The sequence below is a fragment of the Haloplanus salinarum genome, from assembly GCF_009762275.1.
In the GTDB taxonomy this organism is placed as follows: Archaea; Halobacteriota; Halobacteria; order Halobacteriales; family Haloferacaceae; genus Haloplanus; species Haloplanus salinarum.
The window spans coordinates 2,366,502-2,387,914 of the sequence record NZ_CP034345.1 but is presented as its reverse complement, the minus strand read 5'-3'; the positions used below and the strand labels follow the sequence as shown (position 1 = coordinate 2,387,914).

Here is a 21,413-nt window from a genome sequence, read left to right as displayed (position 1 = left end):
TCGGAAGCAATGCGGGCCGGGATGAAAAGTCGGGGGGCCGGTCGACGACTACCGCGCGAGCGCGAGGCCGAGCACGATGACCGCCGCGAGGCCGAAGGCCACCGCGAGGACGCCGAAGGCGACGTCGAACGTCGACACGTCGGAGAGGTAGCCGACGACCGCGGGCGAGACGGCGCTCATGCCCAGCATCGACGTCCGCACGATGCCGAGCGTCCCGCCGACCACGTCGTCCGGGATGATCGCCATGAGGTGGGCGTCGCGGCCGGGTCGAATCCCGTGGATCCCGACCCCGAGCGCGAGCGTCGCCGTCCCGACGGTGACGAGCCCGGTGCCCGCGACGAGCAGCGTGAGCAGCGCCGTGATCGCGAGCAGGAGGAGGGCCGCGATCACACGCAGGCGACCGAGTCGGTCGGCGACGTCGCCGGTGATCGGCTGGACACCCGAGACGAGGAAGAAGCCGCTGTACAGCAGACCGGCCGCGCTGGCGTCGACGCCGGGTCGACTCTCCAGGAACAGCGGGAGGAAGGCGGTGACGCCGCTGACCGAGAACGCGATACAGACGGCAGCGACGGCGAACGCCGTCAGGGACGGGACGGTGAAGGCGGCGAGATAGGTCCGGAAGCCGGTGTCGTCACCGGTTTCGGGGATCGCACCCGCGTCGGGGAGACGGGCGGGCACGCGGAGGGCGAAAGCGCCCGCGAGGACGAGGCCGCCGAGGGCGGCTCCCAGGAAGAGCGACTGCCACCGGAGCGCGGCCGCGAGGACGGTGACCACGAGAACGGGGGCGAGTGCCCCGCCGAATTCGCCGACGGTGCCCATCACGCCGAGCGCCCGGCCGGTCCGGTCGGGGTACACCGCCGAGAGGAGTGTGATAGCGACCGTCTTGTGGGCGCCGGTGCCGAGGCCGATACCGACGACGGCGACCGTCAGCAGGGCGTACTGCGTCGAGACGAACAGCGCGAAGGACGCCCCCGACGCCACGAGCGCGCCCGCGACGATGACGCGGACGACACCGATTCGGTCGGCCAGCGCGCCGGAGGGGAACTGCATCACGGCGTAGCCGGCCATCAGCGCCGAAAAGAGCGTCCCGAGTTCGGTGTTGGAGACGCCGTAGAGTTCCCGGAACGTCCCGAACAGCGGCGGAAAGGCGTACCGGAGGAACTTGGCCAGAAACCACAACAGCGCGGTCAGCGCGAGGACGTCGAGCGTCCGGAGGCGGGCAACCCACGGGTGATCGGCGTTCGGCACGGCGCATGACTACGGACGGTCCCGACCAAAAATCCCGGGCCGTCGATCAGCCGAACGGCCCCATGCCGCCCATGCCGCCCATGCCGCCGCCACCGTCGCCCTGCTGGAGTTTCTTCATCATCCGCTGCATGTCGCCGTCGCCCATCCCCTGGAACTGCTTGATCGTGCGTTCCATCATCCGGTGCTGTTCGAGGAGTTCGCGGATCGATTCCTCGTCGACGCCGGCGCCACGGGCGATGCGCTCGACGCGTTCCTGCCCCACGATGCGGGGGTTCTCGAGCTCCTCGTCGGTCATCGAGTCCATCGCCACGTCGAAGGTCCGCATCCGCTCTTGGGTGACGTCCATGGCGTCGTCGGGGAGCTGGTCCATCAGCCCGCCGCCCATGCCGGGGATCATGTCCATCACCTGGTCCAGCGGCCCCATGTTGTTCATCGCCTCCATCTGCTTTTGCATGTCCTTGAGGGTGAACGAGCCCTCCATGATGTCCTGCGGGTCCCAGTCGTCCTCCTCCTCGCCCGTCTCGGCCATCGCCCGCTCGACGCGCTCCGAGAGCTGTTTGAGGTCGCCCATCCCCAGCAGCCGGGAGATGAAGCCGTCGGGCTCGAAGCGCTCGATGTCCTGGACCGTCTCGCCGGTGCCGAGGAAGGCGATGGAGGAGTCGGTCTCGTTGACCGCCGTCAGCGCGCCGCCGCCCTTCGCGGTGCCGTCGAGTTTCGTGATGACGACGCCGTCGATGCCGATGGAGTCGTCGAACTGGCGGGCCTGCTCCTTGGCGCCCTGGCCGATGGCGGCGTCGAGGACGAGCAGGGAGCGGTCGGGGTCGACGACCGACTCGATCTCCTCGATCTCCGCGATCAGGTCGTCCTCGAGGGCGTGCCGGCCCGCGGTGTCGACGATGTGGACGTCGGCGTCGGCGGTCGCCTCCAGCCCTTCGCGAGCGATCTCGACGGGGTCGTCGGAGTCGGGGTCGCCGTAGAACTCCACCTCGGCGCGGTCGGCCATCTGTTCGGCCTGATCGTAGGCGCCGGGCCGGAACGTGTCGGTCTGGATGACCGACGGGCGGAGCCCCTTCTTCGAGAACCACCACGCCATCTTCGCGGCGGAGGTGGTCTTGCCCGACCCCTGGAGGCCGGCGAGTAGGATGGTCTGTGGTTCGAGCGGCAGCTCCGTCGACTCCCCGATCAGGTCGACCAGTTCCTCGTAGACGATCTTCAGGACGTGATCGCGGGCGCTCGTGCCGCCGGGGGGTTCCTCCTCCAGCGCGCGCGTCTCGATCGAGTCCGAGAGGTCCATCACGAGGTTCACGTCGACGTCGGCCTGGAGCAAGGAGCGCTGAATCTCCTTGACGACCTCCTGCACGTCGTCCTCGTCGAGCCGGGATTTCCCCTGCAGTTTCGAGAGGGTGCCGCGGAGGGAACTCCCGAGATCATCGAGTACCATTTGCCCGCCGCTACGCGCCGGCGCCGGTAAAGCCTTTGTTCACGGCGAACGGCCGGGCGTGGGGGCGGGAACGAGTATAAGTCACCCCGGTTCCAACGCGTGGCGATGGACCGGCGCGCGTACCTCCGTGGGGCTCTGGCGGCGCTGACGGCCGCGTCGAGCGGTCTCGCCGGCTGTGCCGAGTCCGACGGGGCCGAGTCGACGACGGCGACGCCGACGGCCACGCCCGCGGCGACGACCGATCCCCCGACCGAGTCGGCGACGGCCACCCCGACGGCGACACCCACACCGACGCCCACCGTCGGGGAGCGGTCGCTCGACCCCTACCGGTCGTGGCTGGTGGCGCCCACGCCCGTCACACCACACACCTACGAGTTCACGCACCTCTCGCTGTCGGCGGTGCGGGCGGACGCCAGCGAGGCGTTCGCGGCGTCGCTGGATCGGTACTGGCGTCAACGCACCGCGTCGTACTTCGGCGTCGAGGTGCCGGTCGACTCGCTCGACGCCGTCCTGACGGTGAACCACTCCCGCGTCGCCAACGAGTCCTACCGGGTCGCTGGCGGCTCGTTCGACACCGACGCGCTCCGGGACGCCCTCCGCGACGCCGGCTTCGCTGCCGACGGGTACGTCGACGACGTGGCGCGGTTCACCCGGACCCGCGAGGGACGGATCAGGGCCGTCGGCCTCCACCCCGACGTGCTCGTCAGCATCGGGGCCGAGGAGTCGGCGACGGCGCCGCTGGCGACGGCCCTCGAACAGCACCGGGCCGGCACGGTCCGCGTCGACGAGGACGAGGGCCTCGCCGCCCTCGTCGAGGGCTTCGGGACGGCCGACTTCGTCACGGGACGGGAACTCGAACCGGCCGACGCGGACTACCCGCTGAGCGACGCCGTCGCCACCGGCCGCCGCCTCGACGTCCGGGAATCGACGTCGTGGGCCGAGCGCACCTACGTCCTCCCGACGGACGCGACGGTCGACCGATCGGCCGTCGAGGAGGAGATCGACACCCGTCACGTCGGCCAACCGATCGAGGAGTACCGGCGCGAGGGCCGGTTCGTCACCGTCGCCGGCGAGGTGGAGAACTCCCTGATCCGGCTGCTGTGACGCCAGAAGAGCCTTCACCCCGCATCGGCTACGCGGAGGCATGTACACCAGACGAGCGGCCGCGGGCCTCGGCGTCGCACTCCTGACGGGGGCCGCGGGCTGTAGTGCCCTCTCCTCGCCCGAACCGGCCGTCGTCGACACCGAGTTCGAGGGCGGCATCGACGCCCTGTTCGGCGAGAGCGACGTCCACGTCGTCGTCCGGAACGACGGCGCCGCCGGCGACGTCGAGGTGACGCTCGAACTGCTCGACAGCGAGGGGACCGTCCTCGTCGACGAGAGTCAGGTCGTCTCGTTCGAGGCCGACGAGCAAAAGCGCGTGACCTTCACCGTCGACGTCCCCGAGGACACCGACGACGTCGAGGCGACGGCGAGCCCGGCGTAGCGGCCGCGGGGTCGTCAGGGGTGGACCCGGGCGGGGCGACGGGTGACTCACCACGAGCGAACGGGGTGAGCGAGTGGGTCAAGGAGCGACCGACGGGAGCGACGCAGTACTTTTGCTCCAGCTTTTGCCGAGGGCTGGCGAAGCCAGCCCGCAGCGCAAAAGGTGGATGGGCTCGGGCGGATTCGAACCACGGTCACTCCGCTCGCCGTCGCTCGCTTCGTTCCCTGATTCGAACCGCCCTCGGGACGACGACCCGCTCGCTGTCGCTCGCGGGTTGTAGTGGGCTCGGGCGGATTCGAACCACCGACTTCGGCCTTGTAAAGGCCGCGTCATAACCAGCTAGACCACGAGCCCTCGTCGCGAACACCGTCCCCCGGCCGAATAACGGTTTCTGTCTCCACTCGCGAAACGCTTACCCTCGCGCGGCCGCGTCTGCAACCATGCGCCGCCGCGTGCAGTACCTCGCCGTCGCCGTCGCCCTCCTCGCCGTCCTCGCGGGCTGTTCGGGCGGGGGTGGATCGGATCCGACGGCCACCGACACGCCGGAGCCGACCGCCACGGCCGCCGGGACGACGGCGCCGGACACCCCGGTGTCGACGCCGGGAAGTAGCTACGAGACGACGACGGTCGACGTCGTCGACGAGAACGGGACACAGCTGGCGACGGTGGAGGTCTGGGTGGCCGACTCGTTCGTGAAACGCTACACCGGGCTGAGCGACACCTCGGCGCTCGAACCCGGGCAGGGGATGCTGTTCGTCCACGACAGCGAGGCACGGCACGGCTACGTCATGCGCGACATGGCCTTCCCGCTCGACATGGTGTTCGTGGCCGCGAACGGCACGATCACGACCATCCACCACGCCCCGGTGGAGGCCGACGGCGACCTGACGGAGTACTCGGGCCGCGCGAAGTACGTCCTGGAGGTACCGATGGGGTATACGAACCGGACGGGCATCGACGTGGGCGACCGGGTCCGGGTCGACGACGTGTGATCGAAAGTCACAGGCCCGCGGTGCCCGAAGCGGGGACATGAGCGAGAGCGGACGCGACGCGGACGCCGTCGAGGCGCTCGACGACCGCGAGGGGTGGCGCGCGGAGGGGTTCGCGGCCCGCGTTCACTACCGCGGCGAGGGCGATCGGTACGCCGTCGAGTACTACGCACCGAGCGACTGCGTCCTCTACTGGAAGGTGAAAGGCGACGGGGAGACGGCGGTGCCGGTGGGGCGGGGGACGGTGCCCGACCCGCTCCGGGAGCGGGTGCGGGTCGACCTCGACGCCGCGGGCGTCGACCCCGCGGTCGAGGGGCGGTCGCTGTAGGGCGATACGGCGTCGACGGGTCAGCCTTTTGCTGTCGCGTCCCCGAATGGGAACGATGGACGTCCCCGCGGACGACGACCCCTTCGAGGAGCAGCGGGAGCGAACGGCGAACCCGATGCGGCGGCTGTTCGCCGAGTACGGCGAGGAGCGCCGTGGCGTGTTCGCGGTCGGCGTCCTCGCCAGCGTCCTGGCGCGCGTGCTCGACCTGTTGCCGCCGCTCCTGCTCGGCATCGCCGTCGACGCCATCTTCCTCGACGAGGGACCGTTCGGTCTGCCGCTGGTCCCCGACCGGTGGCTCCCCACCGATCCCGAGCGGCAGTTCTGGCTGATCGTCGGCATCGTCCTCTTCTCGTTTCTGGGGGGTGCCGCCCTCCACTGGGTGCGAAACTGGGGGTGGAACCGGTTCGCCCAGCACGTCCAGCACGCCATCCGGACGGACACGTACGACGCGATGCAGCGGCTGAACATGACCTTCTTCGCCGACAAGCAGACCGGCGAGATGATGTCGGTGCTGTCGAACGACGTCAACCGGCTGGAGCGCTTTCTCAACGACGGCCTGAACGCGGCGTTCCGGCTGGGCGTGATGGTCGTCGGCATCGCCGCCATCCTGCTGTGGATGAACCCACAGCTCGCCGTCGTGGCGCTCCTGCCCGTTCCCCTGATCGCCGTCTTCACCTACCGGTTCGTGAACACCATCCAGCCCAAGTACGCGGAGGTGCGCTCGACGGTCGGCCAGGTCAACTCGCGGCTGGAGAACAACCTCGGGGGTATCCAGGTCATCAAGACGAGCAACACCGAGAGCTACGAAGCCGAACGCGTCGAGGAGGTGTCCGGCGACTACTTCGACGCCAACTGGGACGCCATCGAGACGCGGATCAAGTTCTTCCCGGGGCTCCGGGTGCTCGCGGGCATCGGTTTCGCGCTCACCTTCACCATCGGCGGGCTCTGGGTGTTCCGCGGCGAGGGCCCGTGGCTCTTCACCGGCACGCTCCGCCCCGGCGAGTTCGTCTCCTTCATCCTCTACACCCAGCGGTTCATCTGGCCGATGGCGCAGTTCGGGCAGATCATCAACATGTACCAGCGGGCGTACGCCTCCGCCGCCCGCATCTTCGGGTTGATGGACGAGGATGCCGGCATCGACGTGGCGACGGACGCCACGGAACTGGTCGTCGACGAGGGCCGGGTCGAGTACGACGACGTGACCTTCGGCTACGAGGCGGAGGTCATCCTCGACGGCGTCTCCTTCGAGGCGGGTGGCGGCGAGACGGTGGCGCTCGTCGGCCCGACCGGCGCCGGGAAATCGACGGCGCTGAAACTACTCCTGCGGATGTACGACGTCGACGACGGGGCAGTCAGGGTCGACGGGACGGACGTCCGCGACGTGACCCTCGCCAGCCTCCGGAGCGCTATCGGCTACGTCAGCCAGGAGACGTTTCTCTTCTACGGCACCGTCCGCGAGAACATCACCTACGGAACCTTCGACGCGAGCGACGAGGCAGTGCGGGCGGCCGCGGCGGCCGCGGAGGCCCACGAGTTCGTCACGAACCTGCCCGACGGCTACGACACGATGGTCGGGGAGCGGGGCGTGAAACTCTCCGGTGGCCAGCGCCAGCGCCTCGCTATCGCCCGAGCGATGCTGAAGGATCCGGAGATCCTGATCCTCGACGAGGCCACCAGCGACGTCGACACCGAGACGGAGATGCTGATCCAGCGGTCGCTTGACCGGCTGACCGCCGACCGCACCACGTTCGTCATCGCCCACCGTCTCTCCACTGTGAAAGACGCCGACGGCATCGTCGTCCTCGACGGCGGCGAGGTGGTCGAGCAGGGGACCCACGAGGAACTGCTGGCGGCCGACGGCCTCTACGCCAGCCTCTGGGGCGTGCAGGCCGGCGAGATCGACGACCTCCCCGCGGAGTTCGTCGAGCGGGCGACCGAACGGGGCGCCCGGGCCGACGTGGACGTCGACCTGGACGATTAGCCGGCGGTTGAAGTCCCCCGGCGACGAGAGTCCGGTATGCACCTCAGCGACGTCACCTGGACGGACGTCCGCGACGCCGACACCGACCTCGCGCTGTTGCCGGTCGGGAGCACCGAACAACACGGCCCCCACGCGCCCCTCGGGACCGACGCGTACCACGCCGAGACGGTCGCCGAGGCGGGCGCCGACGCCTACGACGGCGACGTCGTCGTCGCCCCGACGGTTCCGGTCGGCGTCGCGGAGGAACATCGCCGGTTCGACGGCACCCTCTGGGTGTCGCCCGACACCTTCCGGGATTACGTCCGGGACGTGGTCGGGAGCCTCGCCCACCACGGTTTCGGCCGGGTGATCGTCGTCAACGGCCACGGGGGGAACGTCCCCGCGCTCGGCGAGGTGACGGCGACGATCAGTCGCCACGACGACGCCTATGCCGTCCCCTTCACCTGGTTCGAGGCCGTCGGCGACCACGGGAGCGAGATGGGACACGGCGGGCCGTTGGAGACGGCGCTGTTGCGCGCGACCCACCCCGAACTGGTGCGGGAGGGGCGGATCGACGCGGCCCGCGAGGGCGCGAGCGAAGCGTGGGGCGACTGGGTGCCGGGGACGGGGACGAACCTCGCCCACGACTCGGACGAGTTCACGGCAAACGGCGTCGTCGGCGATCCGGGCGCCGGCGACGCGGCGCTGGGCGAGGAACTACTGGAGTCGGCGGCCGATTCGCTCGCGCGACTGTTGACGGCGGTTTCCGAGCGGGACCCGTCGGCGTGATCAGTCCTCGCCGCCGTCGGCGTCGAGGTCCTGCAGCGACCCCCGAAGCTCCGGCACCGCGTTCGTGAGGTCGCTCACGTCGTCGTGGGTCGCCCGGATCGTCTCGATCAGCCCCTCCAGATCCTCGATGGCCGCCGCGAGGTCGGCGGCGTCGTCGAAGGCGTCGGCGCGTTCGCCCATCGTGTACCACTTCTTGGCCTGCCGGAGGTGTTCCTCGGCCTCGCCGACGTCGAGCGCCGACCGGAGGGCGTTGAGGACGCCGAGGACGTTGTCGGCCTCGGTCTCCCAGACCTCGTCGGCCTCGGGGAGTTCCGCGCGCGCCGCCGCGAGGTGCCCCTCGACGTCGTCGCGCATCTCCGCCGCGGCCTCGCCGAAGAGTTCGTCGTCGCTGAACGTCGTTTGGCTCATGACCGACGGTTCGCCGGCGTGTGAGTTAAACGCACGCCCGAAAGTGAAAGTGAAACGGCGGCGCGTCGGCCGCGTGTCCGCTACTCGACGTCGACCGGCCGCATCAGGGGGTAGCCGTCCGCCATCGTCATCTCGGTGCGGACGACGACGCCCTCGTACTCGATGCGCATCTCCACCTCCATGAACCGCCCCGTGAGTTCGACGTAGCCGTGGTCGTCGGCCGCCGCGGCCAGGGCGTCCTCGTCGATATCGACGTCGACAGATTCACAGAACGGCTGGTTCTCGATGGCCTCGGCCATCGCGCGTTCGAGGCTCGCGGCGCTGTCGGGCGAGACGGGCGTGCCCGCGAACTGGTGGTAGAGCGATCCGAACTTGATGCCCGCCTCGAAGCAGGCGTGCTGGGCGTCGGTGACCATGGCTGACCGTCGGTCGGGGGAGGGGAAGGCCTGTCGCCCGAGGCCGAATCGGTCCTTACTTGGTCCGGGTCGTTCCATTGACGCCCGAATGGACGACCCGGTGTTACTGACTGGCGCGGGGGGACGCGTCGGGCAGGCCATCCTGCACGGGATCGGCGAGGGCCACGAGTGGCGGCTGCTCGACCGGGAACCGCTGTCGGCGGACCGCCTCCCGCCGGGCGTGACCGACGACGACGTGATCGTCGAGGACGTGACCGACACGACGGCGATGACCGAGGCGATGGACGGCGTCGGGGCCGTGATCCACCTCGCCGGCGACCCCCGTCCGGAGGCGCCGTGGAACTCGGTACTCGAGAACAACATCGACGGCACGCAGACGGTGTTCGAAGCGGCGGTCGACGCCGGCGTCGAGAAGGTGGCGTTCGCCTCCTCGAACCACGCCGTCTCGGCCTACGAGACCGATACGCGCACTCCCGACATGTACCGAACCGACGACGACTACCGCCTCGACGGGACGGAACTCCCCCGTCCCGGCAACCTCTACGGCGTGAGCAAGGCGGCCGGCGAGACGCTCGGGCGCTACTACCACGACAGCGAGGGCCTCTCGGTGGTCTGTGTCCGCATCGGCAACCTCACCGCTGACCACCCGCCGCGCAACTACGAGCGCGGACAGGCGATGTGGCTCTCCCACCGCGACTGTGCCCACCTCTTCGACCGCTGTATCCGGGCCGACTACGGCTACGAAATCGTCTACGGCATCTCCGACAACGAACGCAAGTACTACTCCATCGAGCGCGCCAAGGAGGTGCTTGGGTACGAGCCCCAGGACGATTCGGCGGCGTACACGCTCGCGGGCGAGCCGAGGGACGGGACGTAGTTTTCGGCGGTTCCGTACTCGGGACTGACGGAATCACACGCCCTCGGGAGTCGGGTGTTCGGGGACCGTCGACGTCGTAGTCGTACAGGCCGTGAGTGGTCTGCATCCGTCGGATGGCGTCCCCCGCGGGGTAACCGACGCCGGGTGGCCAACCTACTTGTGTGCGAAGGCGCTCGTGTGCGTATGGATCGCCAGCAGATCATCGCTATCGTACTCGTGGGACTGATGGTGTTCTCGTCGCTCGCGTACGCCGTCTCGCTCTTTTGATGGCCACTCATACGGATTATTGTAACTGGGTGCCGGTGGTGCGCCGAGACGGTCCGGCGAACCACCGGTACTGACTTACAATAAACGGTATCAGTCGGCGTCGAACAGTCCGTCGACGTCCGCGTACTCCCGCTGCCGTCGCTCGACGTGGTCGGCGAGGCGTCGGTAGACCAGGCCACGGTCGGCGTCCGCGGTCACGAACTCCAGGAGCGTCGTGGTGAACAGGGTCCGCTCGCCACCCTCGATCTCCTCGCGGGCGAACCCGATCGCGAGGTCGACGACCGCCGGATCGTAGCCGTGTTCATCGGCCAGTGCCGTCGCGGCGGCCGCCGCCGCGTCGAACCGCAGGTCCGCGAGCGCGAGGGGTCGCCCCTCGTGGCGGATCGGCGGCGGTCGGCGGCGCTCGGCGACTTCGGGGTCGGCCGCGAGGGTCGCGAGCGCCCGGCGAATCGGCGCGACGGCGACGCCCCGGTACGGCGAATCGAGACCAGCGAGGTAGTCGCCGGCGCTCGCCGCGAGGCCGGCGGCACCGCTCCAGTTGCGGGTCCGGGCGTGGTGGATCGCCGCCGTGAACTGGATCAGGCCGTGGAGGAACCGCTCGTCGTCGGTGCCGTCCGAACGGTCGAGCCACACGTCCTCCCATGGGTCGTGGGCGGCGTGGTACTCGCCGCCGTTGTAGAGGGCGATTCCGGCACGGAGCGCCGCGTCCATGCCCGCGGTTGGACACGGAGACGGAAAGTCGCGTCGTCGTAACGCACATACCCCGTCGAGTGGTATTGTATGACATGAACGAACCGAGCGGCGGAGACCTGACCGACGTCGAGCGCGAGGCGCTTCACGAGGTGGAACTGGGGGTCGAACACCTCCACCGGGCCCACGGCCACTTGGTCGCCTTCCACCACAGCACCGGGCGGGCGATGGATCACCTGGCGACCGCCGAGCGGCGACTCCGTGAGGCGGGCCACGAGGGGGCGGCGAACCGGCTACGCGACGAGTACCTCCCGCGGGGCGTGCTGCCGGCCTGCGACGACGAGGCGGCGGCCGGCCGGTGGTCGTACGACGTGCTGGAGACGTTCCAGGCGACGTTCCTCGAGGACGCGGTGGCGTTCGGCGAGGAGGTCCACGACCGGCTCGCCGACGGCCGACGGCACGTCGCCGAGCGACAGCAGGAACGGGAGTGGAAGGCACGGGCGCAGGACGGGGAGTGATCGCGGCTCGGGACTCACGGCTCCGCGTTCGCCGAGATGTTCGTTCGCCTCTCGCTACGCTCGGCGGGGTTGTGTCGGCCGCGTCCTGACGGAGTCCCACGCGAACGGCGAGGGACCGGCGGTCCCTCGGGCAGCCGGTGCGTAGCGCCGGCGACGGAAGGAGTAACCTGACGAAGTCAGGTCACGACTGAAGTAAACGTCCTGACGGAGATTTGAACCCGCCGAGACGGTCGACCTCGCTTCGCTCGGCCGCTGCGTCTCGTCTGCTCAAATCTTCCGGTGAGTTTTCCGCGGCACGGACGACTCGCTACGCTCGTCGTATTGTGCCGCTGAAAACGTCCTGACGGAGATTTGAACTCCGGTCCCTGGCTCCGCAAGCCAAGAGGATAGTCCACTACCCTATCAGGACTCATTCTTCCATACCCGGGATCGACATAAGACGGTTACGATCCGTGGCGGCGCTCGGCGGCGACGGTCAAACGGTGCTTTGAGGCTCCGGAAAGGGTATGGCCGCGCCGGGCGACGTGGGCGACATGGACCGACGGACCCTGCTCGGGACGGTGTCGCTGCTCGCGGTCGGCGGCTGTGCCGGACCGCCGGCCGAGCCGTCGCCGGCCGAGCCGTCGCCGGACGAGCCGCTCCGACTGAGCGACGCGTCGATCCGGGATACGGGGCGGTGTGACGACCCGGAGACGGCGTCGGTCGACGTGTCGGCGTCGCGGGTCCGGGTAACGGGGTGTGTGACGGGACCGAACGGGTGTTCGATCGCCAGTTTCGGTTCGGCGACGGTCGAGGGTTCCCGGTTGGTCGTGGTCGTGACGACGCGCCGCGACGCGCCGCCGGAGGTCTCCTGTACGGAGGCGCTCGTCCCCCGTGGTTACGTGGCGACGGTCGACCTGTCGAGCGGGCGGCCGCGGTCGGTGCGGGTGATCCACGACGCGGCGGGCGGGCGAGAGCGAGTCGCGGACGTGGCCGTGGATTCATAGGCGAAGGCGGGGGTATCGCGGGACGTGAGCCGCCATGGAAAACGCCCGGAATCGGCGGATGAGACGGCGACGTTCGGGCAAGGACAACGCTTAACCGGAGGGTTCGCCTGTTGCACGGTACGATGGGTGTAATCGAGGACGTCTACGAGGACCTCGACACCGACGTGGCGTTCGAGGAGTTCGAGGCCGCCGTCCACGACAAGGTCGAGCAGATGGGGGGGCTCGCCGACGAGGAGACGGCGGCGATGCTCATCGCCCACGAACTCGAGGACGAGGAGGTGAGCGGCGTCGCCGACATCGATCCCGGGATGGACGAAGTGAAGTTCCTTGCGAAGGTGATCGGGGTGGGCGACCTGCGGACGTTCGACCGCGACGGCGACGGCGACGGCGACGAGGACGGCGAGGACGCCGACGAGGGCCGCGTCATCAACGTCGACGTGGCCGACGGCACCGGTCAGGTGCGGATCTCCTTCTGGGACCGGATGGCCCAGTCGGTCGCGGACGGCGAGGTCGACGTCGGCGACGTGCTCCGGATCAAGGGCCGGCCACAGGAGGGGTACAGCGGCGTCGAGGTGAGCGTCGATCAGGCCGAGATCGACGAGGACGCCGAGGTGGACGTCGAGATCCGGGACACCTACCGGATCGAGGACCTCTCGCTCGGCCTCTCGGACGTGAACCTGCGGGGCCGGGTGCTCGCGACGGATTCGGTCCGGACCTTCGACCGCGACGACGGCTCCGAAGGGCGGGTCGCCAACCTGACGCTCGGCGACGAGACGGGACGGATCCGGGTGACGCTGTGGGACGAACGCGCCGACCGCGCGACGGAACTCGACGCCGGAACGAGCGTCGAGGTGGTCGACGGCTACGTCCGGGAGCGCGACGGCGACCTGGAACTCCACGTCGGATCGCGGGGTGCGATCGAGGGGATCGACGAGTCGATCGCCTACGACCCCGAGACGACGCCGATCTCCGATCTGGAACTCGGGCAGACGGTCGACCTCGCGGGCGGGGTCATCGAGACCGACCCGAAGCGGACGTTCGACCGCGACGACGGGAGCGAGGGGCAGGTCCGGAACGTCCGACTCAAGGACGAGACGGGCGACATCCGGGTCGCGCTGTGGGGCGAGAAAGCCGACCTCGATATCGACCTCGCGGACTACGTCGTCGTCACGGACGTCGAGATCCAGGAGGGGTGGCAGGACGACCTCGAGGCCTCCGCAGGGTGGCAGTCGACGGTGACGGTGACCGATCCCCCCGAGGACGCCGCCGGGATCGACGCCGGCGGCGGGAGTGGCGGGGACGGGGGCAGCGGCGGGAGTCCGGGGCTCGGTGCCTTCGGCGACGGCGGTAGCGACGGCGGTGCCACCGGCGCCGACGCGGACGCCGACGTGACGGACGACGAACCGGCCGACGGCGAGACCGTCCAGTTCACGGGCACGGTCGTACAGGCGGGCGACCCGGTCGTCCTCGACGACGGGAGCGAGACGCGGAGCGTGGAGACGGACGCGGAACTGCGACTGGGGGAGGAAGTGACCGTGAGCGGACCGATCCGCGAGGGGCGGATCGACGCGGACGAGGTGTACTGAACGGGGGTGGAGGGTGGTTAGGCGTCGACTTCGTCGTCGTTGCTGACCGCCTCGTTGTTCATGCCGCTGCCGTCGTTGTGCCGACACTGCTCGGTGTAGAATCCGAGGTCGAAGGAGACGGAGTCGGACTGGATCTCGTTGGCGTGATCGACGGGGAGCCACCACGAGAAGCCGATACAGTGGGTCGATCCGACGCCGGCGAAGCAGTCACGAGCATCGTCGTCGTCGTCACCGCCGATCTCGTCGAAGTCACCGGGATCTCCGTCGAGTGGAATGCCGTTCCCGTCGGTCAGCGCGCCCATCGCCGCACGAAGCGACCCTTGGAAGAAGACCTCCTCGCCGGTGGAGATCTGCCCACCGATATCGTCGAATATGGCGTCGATATCGGCCTGCCCACCGATGTAGGCGAACTCGTCCGTCTCTTCGATCACACCGTCGTCGTCTTTCGGCGGACTGGCCATGTCCTCCAGTAGCGCTTCGTTCGCGTTGCTCCCGTACGCGATGGTGTAGATGGTCGTCGCCTCGTTGTCCTTGGCCTCGTCCGTCGAATCGGTGATGCCGGTACCGGTGTCGGATCCGTTGGTCAGAAACACCATGATCCGGTTCTGATCCCGGTTGTCACCGCTCGGGGTGATCGAGGCTTCGCCGACCTGCGTCCCCGTCAGCTCCGACCGTCCGGCGTCGACCGCTTCCTCGATGTCGGTCCCGCCACCGGAGGTGAGGTCGTCGATGGCGTCCTTGACGGCTTGTTTGTCGGTCGTCAGTCCTTGATCCAGCGTCGCAGAACTGGCGAAGGAGACGAGGCCGACCTGCGTCCCCGAGCCCAGCGCGTCGACGAGGGTTTTGGCCCCGGTTTTCGCTGAGTCGAACTTGCCCGGCTCGAACGTCATGGAGCCGGACCGGTCGAGAACCAGAACCACGTCCGCGTCGCCGGTGGTCGCGGTCGAACCGTCGGTCAGGTTGTCGCAGTTGTCGTCGTACCACCAAGCCGTCTGAATCTCGTCGAGGAGTTCGACGTCGTTTTGCACTTCGGTCGACTCTTCGTCGGCCGGACCCTCCTCGTCGGGATCGTCGGCTTCGGGTTCCGTGAGGCCGTTCTCTCGGGCTTCGAGGTTGTCGGCGTTGAGCCAGACGTATCCCGGGTTATCACACAGGTGGAAACTCAGCGTGAGTTCACCGAAATCACCCGGCTTCACGTCGGCGAGATCGATCAGCGGGTCACCGACGCTGTCCGCGGTTCGCATATCGGAGCCGAGACCGGGGTCGTCGTTCCCGACGTCGGTGAGCTCCTCACACGCGGCCGTCTGATCGAAGTCGTCCTGCACGCCGTCGTCGTCTTCGTCGGGGAACGCCTCGATGGACGTGTTGTCCATGAACTGCCCCACGTCGTCGTTGTGGACGTACAGGAGCGGGTCGCCGTTGACGAAGTCGTCGTCGTTCTCGCCGTCGAACGCCTCGACCCCCGGCGGGAACGCCGTGTAATCCGCCGGATCAGCGGGCTCGTCCATCCGAATGTCGAGTTCGGGTTCAGCCGAATCCGCCGGATCGTCCTCGTCGTCCGACCAGTCGGAGTAGTGCTCCTCCCAGTCCACTTTCATGTCGAGCGTCCCCGCCGTGAGCTGGTTGTTCTCGAACGTTTCCTGATCGCTGAAGTACGCGCTGGTACCGAGGCCGGCACCCGCCGACGCGGCACCGATGGTACCGAGCGCGGCCAGCGCCTTCCGCCGTGAGAGTTCGAAGTCGTCGTTCATGTGTGCCACCCCCTCTCGGGGACGCTCACCGGTGGAGTCGAACCACCGCCGACCGCCGGTCGCCGGAGTGAGCCTATCGTGTTACGACCACCCATACCCATAGCTAATCGTCACTTTGTGTCGGTTAATCCGGAGTTTTCCGAGCTAACGGTCGATTATCGGTCGGCGCACCGGCGGGCGACGTCGCCCGAAGATAACCCGACGGGAGCGGGGTGCACCACCACGACCGGCGGGTTCGGCGCGGCGAACACAGCGACCGACGCCGTCGATCGGGGGCGCGGCCGGCCGAACGCCACGCTGACGGAAAGGATTATACGCGCCACGGACGCCTATCGGAGTATGAGCGTCGAGTTGCCGTTCGCCCCGGTGGACACGATCATCCGTCGGAACGCGGGCGACCTCCGGGTGAGTGCGGGGGCGGCGGAGGAACTCGCCCGGCGCATCCAGGATCACGGGGCGGACCTCGCCGCCGACGCGGCCGACCACGCGACGGCGGACGGGCGAAAGACCCTGATGGCCGCCGACTTCGGCGTCGAGCAGGTCGTCGACAGGGAGTCGCTCGAACTGCCCGTTGCGCCCGTCGACCGCATCGCCCGGCTCGAAATCGACGGTCGCTATCGCGTGTCGATGGACGCACGGATCGCCCTCGCCGACATCCTCGAGGATTACGCCGACAACGTCGCGGCCGCGGCGGCGACGCTCGCGGATCACGCCGACCGGCGAACGATCCAGGCCGAGGACATCGAGACGTACTTCGCCCTCTTCGAATAGATGCAGTTCGGCTACACCGAAACCTGTCTCGAGCACGACACCGGCGAGCGGCACCCGGAGACGGCCGACCGGCTGCGGGCCATCCGACAGCAGCTCTCGCGCCGGCACGCCGTCGAGTACGTGGCGGCCGACCCGGCCTCGATATCTGCCGTCACCGCGGTCCACGACGAGGAGTACGTCGACGAGCTACGGGAGTTCTGTGCGAACGGCGGCGGGAACTGGGACCCCGACACCGTCGCCTCCGAGGGGACGCTGGACGCCGCGCTGGCGAGCGCGGGACTGGCACAGTGGGCCGCCGAGCGCGCCCTCGCGGGCGACGACGGCCGCCGGACGCCGTTCTCGCTCGGGCGGCCGCCGGGCCACCACGCCGTCGCGGACGACGCCATGGGCTTTTGTTTTTTCAACAACGCCGCCGTCGCCGCCCAGACGGTCATCGACGACGGGGCGGCCGACCGGGTCGTCATCTTCGACTGGGACGTCCACCACGGCAACGGGACGCAGGACATCTTCTACGACCGCGGCGACGTGTTCTACGCGTCGATCCACGAACAGGGACTGTATCCGGGGACGGGCGACGCCGACGAAATCGGCTCGGGCGCGGGGGAGCGGACGACGTTCAACGTCCCCCTCGAATCGGGTGCCGGCGACCCCGACTACCTGCTCGCGTGGGAGACGATCGGTGCGGCGGTCGAGCGGTTCGATCCGGACCTCCTGCTCGTCAGCGCGGGGTTCGACGCCCACCGTCACGACCCCATCTCGCGGATGCGCCTCTCGACGGAGGGGTACGCCCTCCTCACCGACGCGGTGCGGGAGACGGCCGACGCCGTCGGCGCCGGCCTCGGGTTCGTCCTCGAGGGGGGCTACGGTCTCGACACGCTCTCGGAGAGCATCGCGACCGTCCACGAGACGTTCGACGGGCGGTCGCCGGTCGGGGACGACGACGAGCCGACGGCGGCGACCCGCGACCTGCTCGACGACCTGCGGGAGCGCCACGACCTGTAGTCACGGGCCGGGATCGAAGTAGCGGGCGAGAGGGACGCCGAACTCGTCGGCCAGCGCGGCCACGTCGTCGCCGACCAGCAAGTCGTAATCCGCCTCCAGGGTCGTCTCGACGTGGGCGCCGAGTGCCACGTCGAAGATGGCGTCGCCCGCGAGGAGGTCCCGGGGCGTCGTGACCTCGCGCTCGCGTTCGACGACGTAGCGGTCGGCGTCGAGAAACGGGCCGTAGGTGTCGGTCCCGGCGTAGGCCTCGTAGAACCCGGTCGCGTGCTCGCGGACGTGAACCGGGGGGCCATCGTGGCGCTCGATGGCCGGGAGTTCGTCGACGGCGAGTTCGACCAGGAGGACCGCCCGTTCGTCGGCGAACGTCGCGGAACGGAGGGGGTCGAACCCCCGGCGTTCGAGTTCGCCAACGATTCCATCGAGGGACTTGCGAAGCTGTGGGTAGAGCTGGTCGTCCACGAGGTCCGGCGTCTCGAAGACGACGGCCACCGGGGTCGTGCCCCGGCGGTCGAGGTGGGCGCGGACCGCGTCGGGCTCCAGGGGGTCCGGCTCGGACGGGTGGAAGGGGTCCTCGCGGGGGTCGGCCAAGAACTCACGGGCGTGGTGCTGGAGGCGGGCCACGTTTTCGGCGGCGCAGACGGCGGCGACGTTGCGCTCCGGGTCGGTCGGGTCGACGACGACGAGCGGGTCGTCGAAGGTCGTCGTCCCGTGGGCTTCGGGGTCGTGCCGGACGGGCGGCTGCCAGTCGGCCGCGGCACGGAGGAGCGCCTCGAACCCGCCGTACTCGAGGACGAGGAGTTCGGAGAGGTAGCCCGAAAAGCCGCGAGTCCGGAGGTCGCTGCCGTAGGCACCGATGCCGGTCAGGAAGGCCTTGAACAGGCGCACGTCCCGTTTCAGGTCGGGATCGAGGCGTTCCTGCAGGTAGGCGTCGTGGAAGGGTGTCCGGTCGACCGCCGACTGGATGGCCGTCGCGTCGTCGACATCGTAACAGGGGACGAGGTCGACGTCGAACCCCCGTACGTCGCCGGTGACGTAGGGGTGTTCGGCGTACTCCTCGTGGCCGTCGGGGAGGGCGGCGCGGCCGACGGCGAGCCCGTAGCGCTCCAGTTCGTCGCGTGCGAGGTCCGGCGGGAAACAGACGAAGAGGTCGATGTCGCGGTCGTCGGCGAGCCACGTGCCGCGGGCCGTCGACCCGACTTGGACGATCCTGGCGTCGACCGGTAGCTCCGAGAGGGCGTCCCGAACCCGAGCGGTCAGGTCGTCGACGGCGGCCCGGAGTCGCTCCCGCTCGGCCGGGGCGGGCGTCACGCGGTCGGCCACGCGCGAGAGCACCGCCTTCGAATCGCTCATGGAGGGGTCATCCGTCCGGTCGGGCGAAAGGGTGTCGGTCGCGTGTGACCGACCGACGGGGACCGGGTAAAAACGAAAGCCCTTTGAGGCGACTTCGACTATCGGAAGTCGAGCCGTCGTAGCTCAGATGGTAGAGCACCTCGCTGTTAACGAGGTGGTCCCAGGTTCGAGCCCTGGCGACGGCGCCTCCTTCGACGTTACCCGCGGAGTCCCCGACTCATACTGTGTATTGTACGTCAGTACCGGTGGTTCGCCGAACTGTCCGAACCACCGGGACACAGTTACAATACTCCGTATCAGCCCTGCCACGTCCACCGCGAGTCGAGGACGTAGCGGTAGACTCCGCTGACGACGATACCCACGCCGTTGGCGACGAGGTAGGGGATGGTCACAGCGGAGACGAGGGCGTAGAGCACGCCGACCTGGATCGGGATGGCCGAGCCACGGACGAGGTTCGTCCGCAGGAGTCCCCGGCCGTACTCGCGCCAGCCGTCGTGTCGGGAGTCGTAGAACGTCCAGCGGTTGTTCACGCCGTACTGGAGGATGATCGTCGTCTCGATGGAGAGGACCGCCGCGATCAGATACTGGACGTTCCCCCACTCGACGAGCGTGCCGAGCAGGGCCGTCTGGAAGCCGGCCGCGGCGGCACCGACGAGGAAAAACCGGCGGATCTGTGGGGCCTCCGGACCGACCAGGATCGCCCGCAAGAAGCGCCTGAGCATCGTCAGCGATAGCCGAGGGCTTCGAGTCGTGTCTCGATGTCCTCGTCGACGCCGGCCGCGGAGTCGTCGCGGTCGACCTCCTCCAGCATCGTCACGTGGTCGAGGACGGCCTCGCGGAGTCGCTCACGGGCGGCGACGGCCGACGGGTCGTCGTCGTCCGCCAGGTCGGTTCGTTGCACGGGGTCCGACCGGCGGTCGTAGAGCTCCTCCGCACCCGTCTCGGCGTTCCGGATGTAGACCCAGTCGGCGTCGCGGGCACTCACCAGCAGGTCCCCCTCGTCGAGCGACCGGGGGATCGGTTGCTGGGTGACGTCCTCGCCGCGGACGGTGACCGTTACCACGGGGTCGTCCGGCGGTGCGACGTCGTCCCGGATCGTCGGAAGGAGACTCTCGCCGACCCACTCCGGCGCGGGGTCGACCCCGAGCAGGTCACAGACCGTCGGTGGAACGGCGTCGAGGCCGACGTGGTCGGGGACGCGGCCGGCCGGGAGGCCGGGAACGTCGACCAACAGCGGGACCTGGACGAGTTCGTCGTAGAGCTTGGGATAGTGCGCGAGGTGGCCGTGGTCCATGAACTCCTCGCCGTGGTCGCCGGCGACGACGACGGCGGTGTCGTCGGCGAGACCCGCGGCGTCGAGCGACGAGAGCAGGCGATCCAGGCTGTCGTCGACCTGTCGGACCGCAGCCTGATACAGGGCTCGCAGGTCGGCGAGGGTGCGCTCACCGACCGACCACCCCAGCCCGGTCCGGACGTGGGCGATCAGCATCCGTGCCTTGCCGACGCGGCGGTCGGTGATCTCCCGGAGGTACCGCGGCGCGGGGACGTACGGCGTGTGGGCGTCCATGTAGTGGACCCACAGGAAGAACGGCTCGTCGCTGTCCTCGACGAACGAGGTGGCCGCGCGCTCCACGTCCAGCATCCGCGAGGCGTCGGTGAAGGGTTTCTCGTCGCTGCCGCCGCGGAGGCGGTTCCCGGCCCGGCGGAACGGCGAGGTGACGAGTTGGAGCCACGCCCCCCAGGTGGGGTGGGCGGCGACGAACTCGCCGGCGCGGCCGTCCGTGCCGCCGCCGACGAACGCGTCGAAGTCGTCGAAGCCGTCGTCGTACCCCCAGTGCTCGGTGAGGAAACCGTTGGCGGCGTTGAAGCCGCCGGTCGCGACGCCCGCCGATCGGAGCCGTTCGGCGAGGGTCGTGGTGCCGTCGACGCCGATCCGGCCGGTGTCGGCGAAGGCCGGCCGGGAGGCGAGGATCGACGGGAAGGACATCGGCGTCCAGTTGCCGTGAGCGAAGGCGTTCTCGAAGACGGTACCCCGGTCGGCGAGTTCGGCGAGTGTCGGCGTAGCGTACTCGCCGCCGTAGGGTTCGATGGCGTCGGCACGCAGGGAGTCCACGGTGACGAGAAGAACGTTGGGGACGGGCGTGTCTGTCATATGAGCGGTTGTCGGCGACAGCGATGGCCGTCGATGGAGCCGACCCGACACCGTCGACGACCGCTGTTACCCCGAGTTTGAACGACGACCGTACTCAAGGTTTTGATCGTCGGCTGTCAACATCGGCGGGTGACGTGGAGCGATCCGGCGGACGGAAGACGGCGTCCGGCACGTTCAAGACGCCGGAGCGTGGACGAGCGTGGTAGGGCCCTTAGCTTAGTCCGGTTAAAGCGCCCGGCTCATACTGGCCCGCGACGGCACCGTCGCGGTCATGGGATACCGGGTGATCGCTGGTTCGAATCCGGCAGGGCCCATGAGAACCGCCGAGCGACGGCGAGGCGTGTTCGAATACCCCCGCGGATTCGAAGCAGGGAGTGGAGCGGGCGACGCGAGCGGAA

Annotated in this window: 21 protein-coding genes and 4 tRNA genes; 14 read left to right on the top strand and 11 right to left on the bottom strand. The window is 69.1% G+C overall.

The window, feature by feature from the left end; translation table 11 throughout:
- Positions 1–48: 48 nt before the first annotated feature.
- Positions 49–1,248, bottom strand: a complete 1,200-nt coding sequence (locus EI982_RS13635; protein ID WP_157690219.1) for an MFS transporter — start codon at positions 1,246–1,248, stop codon at positions 49–51.
- 46 nt (positions 1,249–1,294) lie between these two features.
- Complete coding sequence (locus EI982_RS13630; protein WP_157690218.1) at positions 1,295–2,689, bottom strand: signal recognition particle protein Srp54; 1,395 nt, start codon at positions 2,687–2,689, stop codon at positions 1,295–1,297.
- Between the two features lie 105 nt (positions 2,690–2,794).
- On the opposite strand from EI982_RS13630, the gene EI982_RS13625 reads away from it, so the two are divergent.
- Both EI982_RS13625 and EI982_RS13620 read left to right on the top strand, forming a co-directional pair.
- Positions 2,795–3,793: a hypothetical protein gene (locus EI982_RS13625; protein WP_157690217.1), complete on the top strand. Its 999-nt coding sequence runs from the start codon at positions 2,795–2,797 to the stop codon at positions 3,791–3,793.
- A 40-nt stretch (positions 3,794–3,833) separates the two neighbouring features.
- Positions 3,834–4,175: a hypothetical protein gene (locus tag EI982_RS13620; protein ID WP_157690216.1), complete on the top strand. Its 342-nt coding sequence runs from the start codon at positions 3,834–3,836 to the stop codon at positions 4,173–4,175.
- A gap of 280 nt (positions 4,176–4,455) precedes the next feature.
- Here EI982_RS13620 and EI982_RS13615 read toward each other — a convergent pair.
- Positions 4,456–4,529, bottom strand: a tRNA-Val gene (locus EI982_RS13615).
- Between the two features lie 86 nt (positions 4,530–4,615).
- Between EI982_RS13615 and EI982_RS13610 the strand changes: the two genes are divergently transcribed.
- Genes EI982_RS13610 through EI982_RS13595 form a run of 4 tightly spaced genes read left to right on the top strand, consistent with a single transcriptional unit; the run spans position 4,616 to position 8,241 of the window.
- Positions 4,616–5,167 carry a DUF192 domain-containing protein gene (locus EI982_RS13610; protein ID WP_157690215.1) on the top strand — a complete coding sequence of 184 codons (552 nt, stop codon included), beginning with the start codon at positions 4,616–4,618 and terminating at the stop codon, positions 5,165–5,167.
- A gap of 37 nt (positions 5,168–5,204) precedes the next feature.
- Positions 5,205–5,492 (top strand): DUF7538 family protein, encoded by a 288-nt coding sequence (locus EI982_RS13605; protein WP_157690214.1) that lies wholly within the window; start codon positions 5,205–5,207, stop codon positions 5,490–5,492.
- A 55-nt stretch (positions 5,493–5,547) separates the two neighbouring features.
- On the top strand, positions 5,548–7,473 hold the full coding sequence (locus tag EI982_RS13600; RefSeq protein ID WP_157690213.1) for an ABC transporter ATP-binding protein: 1,926 nt from the start codon (positions 5,548–5,550) through the stop codon (positions 7,471–7,473).
- Between the two features lie 36 nt (positions 7,474–7,509).
- Positions 7,510–8,241, top strand: coding sequence for a creatininase family protein (locus EI982_RS13595; RefSeq protein WP_157690212.1), 732 nt, complete (start codon positions 7,510–7,512; stop codon positions 8,239–8,241).
- Here EI982_RS13595 and EI982_RS13590 read toward each other — a convergent pair whose 3' ends face one another.
- Both EI982_RS13590 and EI982_RS13585 read right to left on the bottom strand, forming a co-directional pair.
- Entirely contained in the window at positions 8,242–8,649 is a 408-nt protein-coding gene (locus EI982_RS13590; protein ID WP_157690211.1) for a DUF5790 family protein, read from the bottom strand.
- 80 nt (positions 8,650–8,729) lie between these two features.
- Complete coding sequence (locus tag EI982_RS13585) at positions 8,730–9,065, bottom strand: dihydroneopterin aldolase family protein (RefSeq protein ID WP_157690210.1); 336 nt, start codon at positions 9,063–9,065, stop codon at positions 8,730–8,732.
- An 88-nt stretch (positions 9,066–9,153) separates the two neighbouring features.
- Between EI982_RS13585 and azf the strand changes: the two genes are divergently transcribed.
- Positions 9,154–9,942, top strand: a complete 789-nt coding sequence (gene azf / locus EI982_RS13580; RefSeq protein ID WP_157690209.1) for an NAD-dependent glucose-6-phosphate dehydrogenase Azf — start codon at positions 9,154–9,156, stop codon at positions 9,940–9,942.
- Positions 9,943–10,299: 357 nt separating this feature from the next.
- Here the strand turns inward: azf and EI982_RS13575 are convergent, their stop codons facing one another.
- Entirely contained in the window at positions 10,300–10,920 is a 621-nt protein-coding gene (locus EI982_RS13575; protein ID WP_157690208.1) for a DUF309 domain-containing protein, read from the bottom strand.
- A gap of 74 nt (positions 10,921–10,994) precedes the next feature.
- Here EI982_RS13575 and EI982_RS13570 point away from each other — a divergent pair, with 74 nt between their 5' ends.
- Entirely contained in the window at positions 10,995–11,417 is a 423-nt protein-coding gene (locus tag EI982_RS13570) for a hypothetical protein (protein ID WP_157690207.1), read from the top strand.
- A 336-nt stretch (positions 11,418–11,753) separates the two neighbouring features.
- Here the strand turns inward: EI982_RS13570 and EI982_RS13565 are convergent.
- Positions 11,754–11,826: transfer RNA gene (locus EI982_RS13565), tRNA-Arg, on the bottom strand.
- Positions 11,827–11,923: 97 nt separating this feature from the next.
- Between EI982_RS13565 and EI982_RS13560 the strand changes: the two genes are divergently transcribed.
- Both EI982_RS13560 and EI982_RS13555 read left to right on the top strand, forming a co-directional pair.
- Positions 11,924–12,403 (top strand): hypothetical protein, encoded by a 480-nt coding sequence (locus EI982_RS13560; protein ID WP_157690206.1) that lies wholly within the window; start codon positions 11,924–11,926, stop codon positions 12,401–12,403.
- A gap of 122 nt (positions 12,404–12,525) precedes the next feature.
- Positions 12,526–13,989, top strand: a complete 1,464-nt coding sequence (locus tag EI982_RS13555) for a single-stranded DNA binding protein (protein WP_157690205.1) — start codon at positions 12,526–12,528, stop codon at positions 13,987–13,989.
- 17 nt (positions 13,990–14,006) lie between these two features.
- Here EI982_RS13555 and EI982_RS13550 read toward each other — a convergent pair whose 3' ends face one another.
- The gene (locus EI982_RS13550; RefSeq protein ID WP_157690204.1) at positions 14,007–15,740 is read right to left on the bottom strand and encodes a vWA domain-containing protein; all 1,734 of its coding nucleotides are present in this window, start codon (positions 15,738–15,740) and stop codon (positions 14,007–14,009) included.
- A gap of 339 nt (positions 15,741–16,079) precedes the next feature.
- Between EI982_RS13550 and EI982_RS13545 the strand changes: the two genes are divergently transcribed.
- A complete protein-coding gene (locus EI982_RS13545) occupies positions 16,080–16,511 on the top strand; it encodes a histone family protein (protein WP_157690203.1) in 432 nt (143 codons plus the stop codon).
- Positions 16,512–17,513 (top strand): histone deacetylase family protein, encoded by a 1,002-nt coding sequence (locus tag EI982_RS13540; RefSeq protein WP_157690202.1) that lies wholly within the window; start codon positions 16,512–16,514, stop codon positions 17,511–17,513.
- Here the strand turns inward: EI982_RS13540 and cca are convergent, their stop codons facing one another.
- Complete coding sequence (gene cca, locus EI982_RS13535) at positions 17,514–18,863, bottom strand: CCA tRNA nucleotidyltransferase (RefSeq protein WP_157690201.1); 1,350 nt, start codon at positions 18,861–18,863, stop codon at positions 17,514–17,516. It lies immediately after the preceding gene.
- 112 nt (positions 18,864–18,975) lie between these two features.
- Between cca and EI982_RS13530 the strand changes: the two genes are divergently transcribed.
- Positions 18,976–19,048 (top strand) — tRNA-Asn (locus tag EI982_RS13530).
- Between the two features lie 111 nt (positions 19,049–19,159).
- Here the strand turns inward: EI982_RS13530 and EI982_RS13525 are convergent.
- Positions 19,160–19,585, bottom strand: a complete 426-nt coding sequence (locus EI982_RS13525; RefSeq protein ID WP_157690200.1) for a GtrA family protein — start codon at positions 19,583–19,585, stop codon at positions 19,160–19,162.
- Between the two features lie 2 nt (positions 19,586–19,587).
- Positions 19,588–21,015, bottom strand: a complete 1,428-nt coding sequence (locus tag EI982_RS13520; protein ID WP_157690199.1) for a sulfatase family protein — start codon at positions 21,013–21,015, stop codon at positions 19,588–19,590.
- Between the two features lie 205 nt (positions 21,016–21,220).
- Here EI982_RS13520 and EI982_RS13515 point away from each other — a divergent pair.
- Positions 21,221–21,329 (top strand) — tRNA-Ile (locus tag EI982_RS13515).
- Positions 21,330–21,413 lie beyond the last annotated feature (84 nt).

Bases quoted from the DNA above. Each gene is read 5' to 3' on its own strand.
- EI982_RS13605 (WP_157690214.1), top strand. From the start codon at position 5,205: ATGAGCGAGAGCGGACGCGACGCGGACGCCGTCGAGGCGCTCGACGAC.
- EI982_RS13590 (WP_157690211.1), bottom strand. From the start codon at position 8,649: ATGAGCCAAACGACGTTCAGCGACGACGAACTCTTCGGCGAGGCCGCG.
- EI982_RS13520 (WP_157690199.1), bottom strand. From the start codon at position 21,015: ATGACAGACACGCCCGTCCCCAACGTTCTTCTCGTCACCGTGGACTCC.
- EI982_RS13550 (WP_157690204.1), bottom strand. From the start codon at position 15,740: ATGAACGACGACTTCGAACTCTCACGGCGGAAGGCGCTGGCCGCGCTC.
- EI982_RS13570 (WP_157690207.1), top strand. From the start codon at position 10,995: ATGAACGAACCGAGCGGCGGAGACCTGACCGACGTCGAGCGCGAGGCG.
- EI982_RS13610 (WP_157690215.1), top strand. From the start codon at position 4,616: ATGCGCCGCCGCGTGCAGTACCTCGCCGTCGCCGTCGCCCTCCTCGCC.
- EI982_RS13620 (WP_157690216.1), top strand. From the start codon at position 3,834: ATGTACACCAGACGAGCGGCCGCGGGCCTCGGCGTCGCACTCCTGACG.
- EI982_RS13600 (WP_157690213.1), top strand. From the start codon at position 5,548: ATGGACGTCCCCGCGGACGACGACCCCTTCGAGGAGCAGCGGGAGCGA.
- EI982_RS13560 (WP_157690206.1), top strand. From the start codon at position 11,924: ATGGCCGCGCCGGGCGACGTGGGCGACATGGACCGACGGACCCTGCTC.
- EI982_RS13525 (WP_157690200.1), bottom strand. From the start codon at position 19,585: ATGCTCAGGCGCTTCTTGCGGGCGATCCTGGTCGGTCCGGAGGCCCCA.
- cca (WP_157690201.1), bottom strand. From the start codon at position 18,863: ATGAGCGATTCGAAGGCGGTGCTCTCGCGCGTGGCCGACCGCGTGACG.
- EI982_RS13545 (WP_157690203.1), top strand. From the start codon at position 16,080: ATGAGCGTCGAGTTGCCGTTCGCCCCGGTGGACACGATCATCCGTCGG.
- EI982_RS13625 (WP_157690217.1), top strand. From the start codon at position 2,795: ATGGACCGGCGCGCGTACCTCCGTGGGGCTCTGGCGGCGCTGACGGCC.
- EI982_RS13540 (WP_157690202.1), top strand. From the start codon at position 16,512: ATGCAGTTCGGCTACACCGAAACCTGTCTCGAGCACGACACCGGCGAG.
- EI982_RS13585 (WP_157690210.1), bottom strand. From the start codon at position 9,065: ATGGTCACCGACGCCCAGCACGCCTGCTTCGAGGCGGGCATCAAGTTC.
- azf (WP_157690209.1), top strand. From the start codon at position 9,154: ATGGACGACCCGGTGTTACTGACTGGCGCGGGGGGACGCGTCGGGCAG.
- EI982_RS13595 (WP_157690212.1), top strand. From the start codon at position 7,510: ATGCACCTCAGCGACGTCACCTGGACGGACGTCCGCGACGCCGACACC.
- EI982_RS13575 (WP_157690208.1), bottom strand. From the start codon at position 10,920: ATGGACGCGGCGCTCCGTGCCGGAATCGCCCTCTACAACGGCGGCGAG.
- EI982_RS13630 (WP_157690218.1), bottom strand. From the start codon at position 2,689: ATGGTACTCGATGATCTCGGGAGTTCCCTCCGCGGCACCCTCTCGAAA.
- EI982_RS13555 (WP_157690205.1), top strand. From the start codon at position 12,526: ATGGGTGTAATCGAGGACGTCTACGAGGACCTCGACACCGACGTGGCG.